The sequence below is a fragment of the Haloterrigena gelatinilytica genome, assembly GCF_013342145.1.
GTDB classification, from domain to species: Archaea; Halobacteriota; Halobacteria; order Halobacteriales; family Natrialbaceae; genus Haloterrigena; species Haloterrigena gelatinilytica.
The window spans coordinates 4,065,013-4,078,231 of sequence record NZ_JABUQZ010000001.1 but is presented as its reverse complement, the minus strand read 5'-3'; the positions used below and the strand labels follow the sequence as shown (position 1 = coordinate 4,078,231).

General features: G+C 69.0%; 11 protein-coding genes. 6 read left to right on the top strand and 5 right to left on the bottom strand.

The genetic code is table 11. From position 1 onward, the window contains the following. Positions 1 to 85 precede the first annotated feature (85 nt). Positions 86 to 2,647: a dihydropteroate synthase gene (gene folP / locus HTZ84_RS20175; RefSeq protein ID WP_174682304.1), complete on the bottom strand. Its 2,562-nt coding sequence runs from the start codon at positions 2,645 to 2,647 to the stop codon at positions 86 to 88. Positions 2,648 to 2,859: 212 nt separating this feature from the next. Beyond that, positions 2,860 to 3,951, bottom strand: coding sequence for an endonuclease/exonuclease/phosphatase family protein (locus HTZ84_RS20170; RefSeq protein ID WP_174682303.1), 1,092 nt, complete (start codon positions 3,949 to 3,951; stop codon positions 2,860 to 2,862). Between the two features lie 315 nt (positions 3,952 to 4,266). Here HTZ84_RS20170 and HTZ84_RS20165 point away from each other — a divergent pair, with 315 nt between their 5' ends. After that, positions 4,267 to 4,638 carry a cupin domain-containing protein gene (locus HTZ84_RS20165; RefSeq protein WP_174682302.1) on the top strand — a complete coding sequence of 124 codons (372 nt, stop codon included), beginning with the start codon at positions 4,267 to 4,269 and terminating at the stop codon, positions 4,636 to 4,638. A gap of 95 nt (positions 4,639 to 4,733) precedes the next feature. Here HTZ84_RS20165 and HTZ84_RS20160 read toward each other — a convergent pair whose 3' ends face one another. From HTZ84_RS20160 to HTZ84_RS20150, 3 genes are all read right to left on the bottom strand, one after another. Then, positions 4,734 to 5,633 carry a DUF5518 domain-containing protein gene (locus HTZ84_RS20160; protein ID WP_174682301.1) on the bottom strand — a complete coding sequence of 300 codons (900 nt, stop codon included), beginning with the start codon at positions 5,631 to 5,633 and terminating at the stop codon, positions 4,734 to 4,736. A gap of 73 nt (positions 5,634 to 5,706) precedes the next feature. Continuing rightward, positions 5,707 to 6,492 (bottom strand): ABC transporter ATP-binding protein, encoded by a 786-nt coding sequence (locus HTZ84_RS20155; RefSeq protein WP_174682300.1) that lies wholly within the window; start codon positions 6,490 to 6,492, stop codon positions 5,707 to 5,709. A gap of 163 nt (positions 6,493 to 6,655) precedes the next feature. Next, positions 6,656 to 7,816: a WD40/YVTN/BNR-like repeat-containing protein gene (locus tag HTZ84_RS20150; protein ID WP_174682299.1), complete on the bottom strand. Its 1,161-nt coding sequence runs from the start codon at positions 7,814 to 7,816 to the stop codon at positions 6,656 to 6,658. 197 nt (positions 7,817 to 8,013) lie between these two features. On the opposite strand from HTZ84_RS20150, the gene HTZ84_RS20145 reads away from it, so the two are divergent. The 5 genes from HTZ84_RS20145 to HTZ84_RS20125 all read left to right on the top strand — a co-directional run bounded on the left by HTZ84_RS20145 (position 8,014) and on the right by HTZ84_RS20125 (position 12,798). Further along, entirely contained in the window at positions 8,014 to 9,672 is a 1,659-nt protein-coding gene (locus HTZ84_RS20145) for a hypothetical protein (RefSeq protein WP_174682298.1), read from the top strand. 111 nt (positions 9,673 to 9,783) lie between these two features. Then, positions 9,784 to 10,359, top strand: coding sequence for a GNAT family N-acetyltransferase (locus HTZ84_RS20140; protein ID WP_174682297.1), 576 nt, complete (start codon positions 9,784 to 9,786; stop codon positions 10,357 to 10,359). A 158-nt stretch (positions 10,360 to 10,517) separates the two neighbouring features. Then, positions 10,518 to 11,216: a CDP-alcohol phosphatidyltransferase family protein gene (locus HTZ84_RS20135; RefSeq protein WP_174682296.1), complete on the top strand. Its 699-nt coding sequence runs from the start codon at positions 10,518 to 10,520 to the stop codon at positions 11,214 to 11,216. Beyond that, a complete protein-coding gene (locus tag HTZ84_RS20130) occupies positions 11,213 to 11,947 on the top strand; it encodes a CehA/McbA family metallohydrolase (protein ID WP_174682295.1) in 735 nt (244 codons plus the stop codon). Before HTZ84_RS20135 ends, HTZ84_RS20130 begins: the two co-directional genes overlap by 4 nt. Before the next feature lie 194 nt (positions 11,948 to 12,141). Beyond that, entirely contained in the window at positions 12,142 to 12,798 is a 657-nt protein-coding gene (locus HTZ84_RS20125; protein ID WP_174682294.1) for a metal-dependent hydrolase, read from the top strand. Positions 12,799 to 13,219: the final 421 nt, after the last annotated feature.

The window sequence follows — 13,219 nt, the reverse complement described above, 5'->3', positions numbered from 1 at the left end:
ATGAACCTCCGCGCACGCTGCGCTCGTGGTGGCTACACCCCCCGGACGGTTGAAGCTTGGACCGGCAACTGAAGCGGAACGTCGATCAGCCGCTCCAGTCGAAGCGGTTCGGATCCCGGGCCGCGAGCGCCGTCCGGACCGCGGCGACGTTCTCGGGGACGTCGTGGACCCGGACAATATCGGCGCCGCGATCGGCCGCGATCGCGGTCGCGGCCACGGTCGCCGGGCCGCGCTCGCCGGCCTCGCGGCCGACGCGGCCGTACATCGATTTGTGGGAGTGGCCGATCAGAATCGGACAGCCGAGCGCGCGGAACTCGTCGGTGCGACCGAGGAGTTCGAACTCCTCGCCGGCTGACTTGCCGAAGCCGATCCCCGGATCGACGATGATATCTTCGCGGTCGATGCCGGCCTTCTCCGCGAGCAGAATCCGCTCGGAGAGGCGGTCGATCACGTCCTCGACGACGTCGTCGTACTCGATCTCGCGGCCCGGCACGACCGGTGCGTCGATGCTGTGCATCAGCACTACCATCGCGTCGTGATCGGCGACGACGAAGCGCATCTCGGGATCCTCGAGCCCCGAGACGTCGTTGATGATGTCGGCGCCGGCCTCGAGGGCGGCCTCGGCGACGGCGGCTTTTCGAGTGTCGATCGAGACGAGGGCGTCGAGGTCGGCGATCTCCTCGACGACGGGCACGACGCGGTCGATCTCCTCCTCGATCGGAACCGGGTCGGCGCCGGGCCGGGTCGACTCGCCGCCGACGTCGATCACGTCGGCGCCGGCCTCGATCATCGCCTCGGCGCGGGCGACGGCGGCCTCGAGGGCGTCGTACTCGCCGCCGTCGTGGAAGCTGTCCGGCGTGACGTTCAGGATGCCCATGACGGCGGTGCGGTCGGCCCAGGGATAGCCCGCGTCGGCGGCGTCGGCGCCGTCGGCGCCGGTGGTCGATCCCTCCGCCTCCGTTCCAGAGGGGCCGACACTCGAGTCCGCCGCCGGATCGATACCGAGGCTCTCCCGAAGCTCCCGGGCGACCTCGAGCAAGCCGTGGGCGGTCGCGTCGGCGTCCGAGCCCGCCGGTCCGGAGTCGGACTCGAGGCGCTCGACGAGGCGTTCGAACTGGGAGACGGTGCCCATCAGGACGGCCTCGACCGACTCCTCGTCGCGCTGGAGCCCCGAGAGGGCGCACTCGCCGCCGAGTCGCAGCAGCTCCCGTTCGACGGCCGTGGCCCGTCGATAGCCGAGCGAGAGCGAGACGACGCGGTGGACGGCGTCGCCCTGCAGCGTCGTATCGCCCGCGGCGGGAACGTTCGCCGTCGCGAGCGTTTCACGGGCGTCCTCGCGGTCGCGAATCCGCTTCGGTACGCCGGCGTTCGTCCAGCGCGAGCGGGCCTCGGCGACGGCGAACAGCGAGCCCGTCACGAGCACGCAGTCGCCGGCGTCGGCCTCGCGGAGGGCGGTCTCGAGGGCGTCCTGGACGGCGGTCGACGTTCGGACGTCGGTGACGCCGGCGTCTTCGAACACGCTCGCGAGGACGTCGCGGTCCTCGGCGCGGTCGAGGGGCGGCTCGGTCGCGACGACCGCGTCGGGCGTCGGCAGCGTCGCGGCCATCTCGCGGTGGTTCTTGTCGTGCATCGCCCCGAAGACGAGGTGGAGGTCGTCGTAGTCGTAGGTGCCGAGCGTCGCCGCGAGCGTCGCGCAGGCGCCGGGGTTGTGCGCGCCGTCTAAGACGACCAGCGGCTCGGTCTCCATCACCTCGAACCGGCCGGGCCAGTGGGCGCTTCGCAGCCCGCGCGCGAGGTCGTCGTCCGAGACGTCGGCGACCTGCCGGGCCAGGACGGCGGCGATCCCCGCGTTTTCGGCCTGGTGGGCCCCCAGCAGCGAGAGCCGCGTCTCGAGGGTCCAGTCGCCGCGTTCGACGGTGACGGCGGCTTCGGTGTGGTTCACGCGGCCGCCGTACTCGACGCGGACGTCGGGTTCGTCGTCGCGGTCGGCGTCCGCGGCCCCGACGGTGATCACGTCGCCCGCGACCTCGCGGACCCCCTCGAGGGCGTCGCCGGTGGTCCCGGTCACCAGCGGCGCGTCGGCGGGCGCGACGTGGGCCTTGTCGCGGGCGATCTCGCCGACCGTGTCGCCGAGGATGCCCGTGTGCTCTAACGTGACGCTCGTGACCGCGCTCGCGACGGGGTCGACGACGCTCGTGGCGTCGTACTTACCGCCGATGCCGACCTCGAGGACGGCGACGTCGACGTCCTCGCGGCCGAACTGCCAGACGGCCATGGCGGTCATCGTCTCGAAGAACGTCGGCGACTCGCCGTCGGCGCCCCGGTCGGTGATGTACTCGCGGGTCGCCTCGACGAACTCGCCGACCGCCGAGCGAGGGATCTTCCGGCCGTCGACGCGGATCCGCTCGCGTAAGTCCTCGAGGTGGGGCGAGGTGTAGAGGCCGACCGAGAGCCCGGCTTCCCGGAGGCTTCGCTCGACCATCCGCGCCGTGCTCCCCTTGCCGTTGGAGCCGGCGATCTGCACGAACGCGACCCCGTCGTGGGGGTCGCCGAGGTGGGCGAGCAGCCGCGCCGTCGACTCCGTCCCGGGTTTGGGGCGGAACCGCCGCAGATCGAATAAGAAATCCGCCGCCTCGTAATACTCCATACCCGAACCACAGAGTCCGCGCGCTTAGGAATGTCGGACTCCGCTCTCGAGTCGCGGTCGCGTCTCGGTCGGATCGCGATCGGAGCTCGAGAGCGATCGATAGTCGGTCCCGTTCGGGCGAGCGCGTTCCGTGATTCGCGGACGCCGAAGACTTCGCTCAGTGTGTGCTGTCTCCGCGAGGCGGAGACGCCGATTGCAGACCGGACAGCGACTCACGCGTCGGTCGCCGTCAGCGACAGGTCGAGTCCGACGTGATCGGCCAGGTAGTTCGGCACCTCGCCGTTATCGTCCGCGTAAAACTGGTCCGGCGGCGCGAGTTCCCGCCAGAACACGCGGCGCTCGAGCGCGTCGACGCGCAGGTCCAGCTCGTGGTCGGCCGTCGGCTCCTCGAGGAAGACGTAGTCGATTCGCTCGCCCGCGTCGTCGGCGGGACAGTACGCCGGCGGCGCGCCGCTCGGATCGAAGGCGCAGCCGTCGACGATCGCGTCGTCGTTCGTGCCGCCCGGTCCGCGCCCGTGGTCGAGCCACGCGTCGTATAGCCCGGCGGTCGACGCGAACGACTCGAGGGCGTCGGCCGCCGCGCCGTCCGGTGCGATGTTGAAATCGCCCGCGACGAGGGTCACGTTCTCCGGGCTGGCCCGCTCGGCGACGAACGCGCCCAGTTCCTCGAGTTGCCGGCTTCGGAGCGCCGGGATGTCCTCGTCGCCGCCGTCGGTCCACGGCAGGAGCGAACCGGACACCAGGTGCGTCGTAAACAGGTCGACCTTCCCGGGGCCGAGGTCGAGTTCGACGTAGTTCGCCCCCTTCCCGACGTGGGCGTCGACGTAGGTCAGATGGTCGCTCGGTTCGGCGTCGTACTCGAGCGTCGCGTGGTCGGTCACGGTGACGCCCGCGACCAGATCCAGCAGTCCCGCACCCTTCTCGCCGCCGTCCGGTTCGGGGCCCGGGATCGCCGTCCCGGTTCCGGCGCCGTCGGCGTACTCGGCTTCGACCGTCTCCTGTTCGTCGTTGAACACTTCGCAGAGGCCGACGACGTCGTAGCCCTCCTCGCCGAGTCGTCTGCCGAGTTCGCTCGCCCGCTCCTGGTACTGCGGTTTCGCCGCGACGGTAAAGGGAAGGCCCGCGACGCCCTCCAAGCCGTCGGCGAGCCACGCGTTCACCCAGAGGAACCGGTAGGACTCGGAGGCCGCCCGGACGGACTTCGAAGCGCCCGCCGCGCCGAGAAGTGCGCCGCCGAGACCGGTCGCGCCGGCTTTCAGTGCCGTTCGCCGTCGAAACGTCGGAGAGTCCGCGCTGTCAGTCATGCGTCAACGACTGATCACCCGACGAGAAATTTTACATTTGATATTTTATCTATATCTACTAAAATTTGTGTCCGTATGGGTACGTTACTGGAATAGCCGGCCGCGAGAGATCGGTGCGCCGGTTCTCTCGCGGCGGAGACGCCAGCGGATGCGAACGGCGTCCCCCCGCGCCTCGTCCGGACGAGACGGCCGACGATCGACCGAGTGTCCCGTTCCGATCGCGACGGACTAACACGTTCGGGAGAAAAGCGACCCGTTCAGCCCGCTTACGCTCCCGTACCCGTAATTTCGGGAGCCGCCGGAGGACGATCACCGATGCCAGCAACGGACTTCGAAACCGAACGGACGTACGACGAGGAGCGATTCAGCACCGCGCCGGCCTTCCGGAGCGATCGGATGAAGGTCGTCCTCGGCTACTTCGGGCCGGGGCAGTTCATTCCGGTCCACGCGCCGGGTAGCGACGTGGCGATCTGCGTCCGGTCCGGACGCGGAATCGTCCGCGAGGGCGACGCCGAACACGACGTCGAACCGGGCGACGTCGTCGTCGTTCCGGCCGACGTCGACCGCGGCGTGCGCGCCGCCGACGAGGGCCGACTCGAGGCGCTGTTAGTTACGGCGCCGCCGCCGACGGACGAGGAACACGAGCCCGTTCGCGAGGGGCTTCAACGGGGCATCTTCGACCCCTAACTCCGACGGTCACGTCGTCATCGCAGCGTCATCGCCGCCGTTACCGCAGCAGTCGCCGCTTGGACCACCGAAACGTCGCGTCGACCGCTCCCGGTTCATCCCAGTTGGCGGACCGCCGAGCCACCGGCGTCGAAGTACCGATGTCGATTGAAGAGGTAGACGACGGCCGCGATCCAGAGAACGCCGATGAACGCGTAGATGGCGTAGCCGTCCGGATGACCCGATCCGCGGAGCGCCGCCACCGCGTAGACGAGCGCGTACGTCCCGATCGGGGCGCCGACGTACGCCAGCGCGTTCGGCACACAGTCCGTTTTCGAACTCCGGGGGGCGGTCGCATCGGCGAAAAGCGCACCGAGGGCGACTACCGACAGGGGAACCAGAACCAGGAGCCCGAGCACCGAGAAGACGAATCCGGCACCGCCGGCGGGAATCTCGAGGAGCACGGAGCCCACCACGGGCGGTGCGACGAGAACGTACGCAGCGAGGATCGTCCGCCACTTCGGATCGGGGACGGTCGACCCGCCGTCGTCCGATACGTCCGGGGCTCGGTGCGCTCGCCGGAGTCTCGTCGTCACCCAGTCGGCAAACTGCGCGGCGACCATCGAGAACAGAACGACCACTCCGACGCCGAGAGCGAGGACGAACGGCGTCCCGATCACGGCGACGACAGCCCATTGCGACGGTTCGGAGACGATCGTCGCGACCGTGTTAGCGACGACGACCAGTACCGCCGCGATCGAGGCGGCGAGACCGGTCCAGATACCTGCGCGACGACTCTCCGTTTCCCGATCGCTGTAGTAGTAGCCGACGAGCAATCCGGCCAGCAAGAGCGGCGCACCCGAAACGGAGCCGCCGGCGACGAGATCGTCCGCAATCGGATCCCAAGAGAGGGCGACGGTGAACGGGACCGTCGCGAGGCCGACGAGAATCGCGACCCGCAGCGAGTCGTCGGTCACGCCGTCGCGGAGAGCGTGGAGGGCGCGGAGTGGGCGCATGGTGTCATTGGAATTATACCACTTCCAAACCCATTAATGTATTGACGGATGGAGCCGGAACGTCCGCACGGGACTACTCGATCGACGGCTCCGCCGACCGCTCCTCGGCCTCGGGCGTCTCCTGGGTCACCTCGAGGAACGCCTCCTCGAGACTCCGGGCCTCGCCGGTCTCCGCGCGGGATTTCAGCTCTTCGGGATCGCCCTGTGCGACCAGTTTGCCCTCGTGGAGGACGCCGATCTCGTCGGCCAGTTCGTCGACGACGGGGAGGATGTGCGTCGAGAGGAAGATCGTCATCTCCTGGTCGGCCAGATCGGCGATCGTCTCCCGCATCGTCCGGGCCGCGCGGGGATCGAGTCCGCTGGTCGGTTCGTCGAGGAAGGCGACGGCCGGTTGGTGCAACACGGCCTGAATGACGCCGACCTTCTGGCGCATCCCCTTCGAGTAGCCCTCGATCCGCCGACCGGCGTCCTCGCGCAGGTCGAACCGCTCGAGCATCGATTCGATCCGTTCGGACGACTCGGCTTCCGGCAGATCGCGGAGTCCGGCGGCGTACTCGAGTTGCTCGCGGCCGGTGAGTTCGTCGTAGATCGGCGGCTCCTCGGGGAGGTAGCCGATGTGGGGCGTAACGGCGTTGCGATCGGTGATCGGCTGGCCGGCGACGCGGGCCGTCCCCGACGTCGGTCTGGTGAGCGTCGTCAACATCCGCATCGTCGTCGTCTTCCCGGCCCCGTTCGGGCCGAGGAAGCCGTAGACCGTCCCGCGGTCGACGTCCATCGTCAGGTCGGAGACGGCGGTCGTCTCCCCGTATCGTTTGGTTAACCCGTCGGTCTCGATCGCGGGAACGTCAGCGGGGTTCATGCGCGATTCTTCGTCCGGATAGGGTTAAAGGTATGTCATTTCGAACGGTCCGCTCACCGACCTTTCCTCCCGGTCAGTTCGCCGCGGGAATGGCCGGTCGGCGCTCGCGAGCCGAGCGCCGCTGTTCGCGGACGGATCGCGTGGCGCCGGCGGAGCGACGAGCCTACCGGTCCGGTGTCGTCCAGACTCCCTCGACGTAGTTCTCGACCGAAAGCGGCTCGACGGCGTCGAGCGAGACGGTCGCAGCGTCGAGCGCCGCCGAGTCGCTCTCGTTTGCCGTCGCGTTCGTCTCGGTCTCGTTGCCGTCGGTCCCGTCGTCTCCACCGGTCTCCGATCCGACGGCCCGTCGCTCGAGGATCGTCCCGTCGTCGCCGACCGCGACGTCGTACGACGACCCCGTCGCGACGCCGTCGAGTTTCGATTCGACGCCCGTTTCGTGCCGGCGCCACTGGCCGGCGGACCGGCGCTCGTAGACCGTCCCGCCGTCGCCGGCCGCGAGTCCGTCGGTTCCGTCGCGATCGACGGCCCGGATCGCCCGTCGCCTGTCGTCGACGACGTGGGGCGTCCAGCGGAAGCCGTCGTAGCGATACACGATCCCGGAGCCGGCGGCGACGTTCACGTCGCGCCGGTCCCGACTCGCCAAATCGAAGAACGCGCCGCCCGCGAAGTCGATGCCGATCTGCTCCCACGTCTCGCCGCCGTCGGCAGTCTCCCCGACGAACTGGCTCGTGGTACAGACGTGGCCCGCCTCCCGGGCGTGGAAGTCGATCCCCGGAATCGTCGAGCCGCCGCCGGGTTTGATCACCTCCTCGTACTGCATCGCGCCGCTGTCCTGTCGGACGCCGACGAGGAGTTCGCCGGAGCCGTTGACGAAGTATACCCGCTCGTTCTCGCCGGCGGTCCCCCGCACGGCGCAGTCCTCCCAGGTGCTGGTCTTCCCCTTCGGCGCGGAGTAGTTGGTCAACGTCTGCGTCTCGACGTCGTACTCGCCGATGACGCCGCTGCCGCCGACGAACCAGACCGCTCGGCCGTCGTCGGTGGCGTCGATTCCGGTCAAACGACGGCTCCGGGCCTGCGGGCCGTACGCCACGACCGTCTGCCAGCCGTCCTCGCGACGAGCGATGACGTTTCCGTCGGCGCCGGCCGCGAACGGTCCCGCCGCGGTATCGACGGCGTCGTTCAACGCCTTTCCGGTCGGCGAGTCGACCCGTTCCCACTCGCTGTCGTCCGATTGCGCGGCGGCCGTCGAACCGAGCCCGAGGACGCCGGCGGTCGTCGATACGGTCGCGAGCCGAAGCACATCGCGTCTGGTCTGTCGGGGCATCACGACCCGGAGTAGCGCTCGAGGGCCTATAAGGACCCGAGACGTTCCAACTCGGTAGACTAAACGAGGGCGGCGACGCGCTCGATCGACGTCCGGCCGAATGACAATATCCGAACTATTTACTGGGTACGGCGCGCGTTTCCGACCATGATCCCCGAATCGACGGCACGTCGAGACGAGAACGGAGGCGATCACTGATGGCGGGAATTCCCGTGCTCGTCGCCAAAACGGAGTTTCGGCGGACGGTGCGAACGGTCGCGTCCGATACGACGAAACTCCTCGTAACGGGATTTCTGGCGTTGGTTTTTGGCGGATCGATCCTTCTGACGGGCGGCTATATGCTCCCGCGGCTGGGAGCGGAACTCGCCGACGGGGTGACGTCGGACACCGCCGCGTTCGCGACGGACCTCGTCACCGGCGGCGTCGGCGTCGTCTGGTTCTTCCTGGTTTTCTTCACGACGCTCCGCGCGTTCTCGACGGCCGCGGATCCGGACGAACCGGAGTTCCTCCTGACGTCGACGTCGCTTCGAAACGCCGTGATCGGCGTCATCGGCGCCGAAATCCTGCTGTTCGGGAGCTGGCTTCTGCCCGCATCGCTCGTGCTCTCGGGCGCGTTCGCCTACGGCTCGGGAACGATCTGGCCCGTTCTGGCCGGTCCGCTGCTCGTCTGTCTCGCCCTCGCAACCGCCGTCCCGATCGGTTTCGTGATCGGCATCAGCGTCCGACACCTCGTCACCGTCTACGAACCGATCGCCCGCTTCCGCATCGCGGTGTTCGCCGCGTTCTGGGTCGCGTACCTGTGGGTGTTCGCGACGGGCCGCATCGACGGGCTCACGAGCTGGTTGTTCTCCCTCCTCCAGGACACGCCGCTCGGCTGGCCCGGCCACATCCTGCTCGCCGCCGTCCCGAACGTCGACGCCTCGAGCACGGCGATCCTGGGCGGCGTCGTCGGCGCCGTCGCCGTCAGCGCCGCCGCGTTTGCCGCCGCGATCGCCATCGCCGGCGTTCACTGGTTCGCCAATCCGGCCCGGTTCGAGGAGGAAGAAGCGACCGCGACGGAGTCGTCGAACCGGCTCGCGGCCCTGCTCGGTCGCGGCCTCTCGCGGCCGGTCCGAACGGTGGCCGTCACCGCGATCCGGCGGACGAAGCGAGCGCCGATCCGGCTGGCGTACGCCGCCTACCCGCTGTTCGGCTCGATCGCGTTCTTCCAGGAGATCGTCCAGACCGGACGCGTACCCGCGTACATCGCCGTGATCCTCTCGGTGTACCTCGCCTGGGCCGCCGGCGCGCTGTTCACGCTCAACCCGTTGGGCGATCTGGGCCGCGGGCTGCCCGCCGTCGTGGCGTCGCCGCTGTCGGGTCGGCAGGCGATCACCGGGCTAGTCGTCGCCGGCGCGCTCGTCGCCGGCCCGATCGGCCTCGTCGGTTCGCTCGCCCTCGGCCTCGCCAGCCCGCTCTCGCTCGAGCGGACGGCCGCGCTGGCCGCGGGCACCACCGTCGGCGCCGTCGTGACGCCCGCGCTCGCGACGGGTATCGGGACGGCGGCGCCCCGCTTCGGCAGCGTCAAGGTCACGAACAACCGCGAGGCGGTGATGCCGAGCAAGACCGCCTTCGTCGTCTACTCCCTGGCGATCGTCCTCCCGGCGATCGCCGCGGTCGTGCTCTACGCCGACGCCCCCGAACTGATCGCCGAGACCGTGGTCGCCGTCTCGTCGTGGGCCCCCGGGCCGACGGTGTCGGTCTCCGCACGCGGGATCACGATCGCCGCGTGGGCCGTCCTCGTGACCGGCCTGATCGCGCCCGTGGTCTCGTACCTGTACGCCGTCGAGCGGTTCGACTGGTACACGCTCGACTGAATCTCCGACCCCCTTCGAGCGCGGTTGAATCGTCGTCGGCGCCGGCGACCGTCTGCGCCCCGGTGTCGGCGACCCAATACTTATCTCGCGGGCCGAGAAACCGCTCGCGCAATGCCACGGCTGTGGCGGCTGACACGGAATCGGTACGGTCGCGCCGTCTACGACGCGCTCGCACGGCGCGGAATCACGGCGACGGAGATGATCGAGTACGTCGCCGACCTCGAGGACGCGCCGGCCGCCGACGGCGGGAGCCGGCGCAGTGCGTACGCGGTCGAGACCTGCGACCCATCGACCGTCGCACCGCTGGAGGCTCCGGTCGAGGAACTCCAGTCCGACGAACTCGTCGTCGCCGCGCTCGAGGACGGCCGTCCCCGCGGCTACCTGTTTTGCTCCGTCGACGCGACCCACGAGATCCATCCTCTCGAGCGGGAACTGCACTTCGAGGGGGCGTACATCAGGCGCGTCTTCGTCGATCCGGACCACCGCAACCGCGGCATCGCGACGGCGCTGGTCGGCGAGACCTGCCGGCTGGCCCGGGAACGGGGTGCGGAGCGCGCGACGGCGCTGGTCGCGCTCGACAACGGCCCCTCGCGAGCCCTGTTCGAGCGCCGCGGCTTCGATCCGCGGCGGCGCCGCCGCTACGTCAGGGTCGGGCCCCTCTCCCATCGGTCGGTGCGCCCGTCCTGACCGGAACGCGCCTCGAGAACGGTGCGTTCGCCGCTTCGCGCCGATTGCCTGGAGGTCCGTACCGGTACGTAGCGACCAAGAACTATATAGATACGTACTAAGTAAATAGTTCTCGGAGCAGCTTTATTCCGGTTCGGGTGGAGGTGTCACTCGAGCGGATGACCAACGAACTGCGAGAGGCGATACGGGGCGTCAGGAACCGACTGGATCTCGCCGATCGACGGGTCGGGACGGCGGCGGACCGAACGAACGTGCTCGAACAGTTGACGGGCGCCGACTACATCAGTCTCGGGGCGCTGTTCGTCGGCTGGGCCAGCGCCCTGCTGTTCGTCGGTGGCGAACCCAACTGGGCGCTGCTGGCCATGTTCGGTGCGTTCCTGCTGGACAAGGCCGACGGCTGGTACGCCCGCCGCACGGGGACGTCGTCGCCGTTCGGCCGGCAGGTGGACTCCTTCATCGACATCTTCGCCTACCTGGTGCCGGCGGTGCTGCTCTATCACTTCGTCCTCGCGCCGCACGTGCTCGCCAGCCTCGTCGTCGGCTTCCTCGTGCTCGCCTTCGGCGGCCTGCGACTGGTCCGGCACAACGAGGAAGGGTTCGGCTCCGACGGCGGCGCCAGTTACTACCACGGGACCACCGTCGTCCACACGAACCTCCTCGTGGTCGCGAACTACTTCGTCGCCGCCCTCGTCTCCCCGTGGAACGGCTGGATCGCGGGACTGCTCGTCGCCGCCGCCTGCCCGCTGATGGTCTCGGACTACAAGGCCTACAAGACCGACGGCACCCACGTGCTGGCCGGCCTCGCCGCGGTCGCGGCCGTCGGACTGGCGCTGGGCCTCGAGTTCGGCTACCTATGACGAGTCGGGCCGAGTACGCCGCGGTCGATCCGGGGCCGCAAACGCTTCGAATCGATCCCCACGTACACACCGCGGCGTCCTACGACGGGACGACGACGCCGACGGAACTGGTCGACGCGGCCCGCCGCGCCGGCCTCGACGGCATCGCGGTCACCGACCACGACACGATCGAGGGCGCCCGCGAAGTCGCGCGGCTGGCGCCCGACGACCTCCTCGTCGTCGTCGGCTGCGAGGTCTCGACCGCCGACGGCCACCTGCTCGCGCTCGGCGTCGACGCCGCGCCGGAACCCGGCCGCCCACTCCCCCAAACGGCTCGAGCGGTGCGAGACGCCGGCGGCGTCGCGATCGTCGCCCACCCGTTCCAGCGCTCGCGCCACGGGGCCCGCGAGGCCGCGATCGAGGACGTCGACGGCATCGAGGTCTACAACGCCCACGCCGTCACGAACGTCCGCAACCGGCAGGCAGACCGGTTCGCGACCCGCCGCGACTACCCCCGATTCGGCGCCAGCGACGCCCACCGGCCCGGGAACGTCGGCCGCGCCGCCACCGACGTTCGACTCCCCGCTGACGCCGCCCCTTCCACCGCCGACGCGCCCCCGACGGAGACGGTCCTCGAGGCGATGCGCGCCGGCCGAACCGAGCCCGTCGGCGACCGGACGACGACCTGGCAGTACCTGACCAAGGTCGTCGGCAACGCCCGACGGAAGACCACGTCACTCTCGCTGTTCTGACCCTGTGACCCTGTCTCGCCGCGGCGAACGCGGCCGGCGATACGGTCGCGACGTTCCTCTCGTCGCGCTGTCGTCATGATTTGAGGGCCCTCGCTCGAGTGCGGTTTGATCGACTGTCATCGCTCGAGTCCATCCCGACCGTCAAAAGGGACTTCTTTATCAGGATTGAGAGCTACGTACCGAACAGTATCGCTATGATGGCGCTCACCCACGGGTTCGTGGCCCTCGCGGCCGCCGTGTTCCTCCTGCCGGCCGTCGGCGAGTACGCCGGACCGGCCGTGCTCGCGGCCGCGTTCCTCGGCGGCCTCGCGCCCGACGCCGATCTGGTGGCGCGCCACCGGAAGACGCTGCACTTCCCGGTCTGGTTCTCGGTCGCGACGCTCGCGCTCTCGGCGCTCGCCGTCCTGACGGGGTCGGCTGCGCTCCTGGTGCTGACGGTCGCCGTCGGGGCCGCCGCCCTCCACTCGCTCTCGGACGTCCTCGGCGGCAGCGCCGAGCGCGAGCCGTGGAATCCCACGACCGAGAACGGCGTCTACAACCACGTCCTCGGGCGCTGGCACCGGCCCCGCCGGTACGTTCGCTACTCGGGCGCGCCGGAGGACTTCCTCGTCTGCTTGGCGTTCGCGGCCGTCGCGATCGACTCCGGGCTGACCGCGCCGGCCGCCGACCGCGTCCTGCTCGGACTGGTCGCGTTCGCGGGCGGCTACGCGCTGTGTCGGAAGCGACTCGCGACGATCGGCGCGGTCGCCGGCGGGCTCGTCCCGACGCGACTGCGCGCGATCCTCCCCGCGGTGCGCGTCGAGGAGTCGGAAACCGACGGGACGACGGTGGATATTCGGTTCGGTCGCTGAAGGTACGCACGACAAACGTGATCGGATATCGGGCCCGTCAGCCCAGCCACGAACGATTACGCGGTGGTAGAGAGGGAGTCATTAAGCGCTTCGTCCGGCGGTTCGACTCTTGGGGAGGAATTCACGGTAGTGTTCGTTCAGACCGAACTAGGAACTCACTCGCGATAGTCACTTCAAGTCAATTGTAGCCGTCCTTCGTGGATCTATGCCGCCAATAGAGTTTGAGAAGGACCTTTGTCGAAAGTGCACCGACGATAGCACTGATGACGATTCTTGTAGCACTTTTGGCGCTTATACTGCTGACTCTCCAGATAATTGCTCCAAAGATGATCGGAAAGAGAACCCAAACAATTACGAAGTCACAGTCAATTTCGGACATCCTCTGCCGTCTCATTTAACAGTGACTACCCTATATTATGGA

What these genes read in the sequence shown, in the direction of transcription:
- HTZ84_RS20170 (WP_174682303.1), bottom strand. Translation starts at nt 3,951, where the DNA reads ATGACTGACAGCGCGGACTCTCCGACGTTTCGACGGCGAACGGCACTG.
- HTZ84_RS20135 (WP_174682296.1), top strand. Translation starts at nt 10,518, where the DNA reads ATGACCAACGAACTGCGAGAGGCGATACGGGGCGTCAGGAACCGACTG.
- HTZ84_RS20145 (WP_174682298.1), top strand. Translation starts at nt 8,014, where the DNA reads ATGGCGGGAATTCCCGTGCTCGTCGCCAAAACGGAGTTTCGGCGGACG.
- HTZ84_RS20140 (WP_174682297.1), top strand. Translation starts at nt 9,784, where the DNA reads ATGCCACGGCTGTGGCGGCTGACACGGAATCGGTACGGTCGCGCCGTC.
- HTZ84_RS20160 (WP_174682301.1), bottom strand. Translation starts at nt 5,633, where the DNA reads ATGCGCCCACTCCGCGCCCTCCACGCTCTCCGCGACGGCGTGACCGAC.
- HTZ84_RS20125 (WP_174682294.1), top strand. Translation starts at nt 12,142, where the DNA reads ATGATGGCGCTCACCCACGGGTTCGTGGCCCTCGCGGCCGCCGTGTTC.
- folP (WP_174682304.1), bottom strand. Translation starts at nt 2,647, where the DNA reads ATGGAGTATTACGAGGCGGCGGATTTCTTATTCGATCTGCGGCGGTTC.
- HTZ84_RS20150 (WP_174682299.1), bottom strand. Translation starts at nt 7,816, where the DNA reads ATGCCCCGACAGACCAGACGCGATGTGCTTCGGCTCGCGACCGTATCG.
- HTZ84_RS20165 (WP_174682302.1), top strand. Translation starts at nt 4,267, where the DNA reads ATGCCAGCAACGGACTTCGAAACCGAACGGACGTACGACGAGGAGCGA.
- HTZ84_RS20155 (WP_174682300.1), bottom strand. Translation starts at nt 6,492, where the DNA reads ATGAACCCCGCTGACGTTCCCGCGATCGAGACCGACGGGTTAACCAAA.
- HTZ84_RS20130 (WP_174682295.1), top strand. Translation starts at nt 11,213, where the DNA reads ATGACGAGTCGGGCCGAGTACGCCGCGGTCGATCCGGGGCCGCAAACG.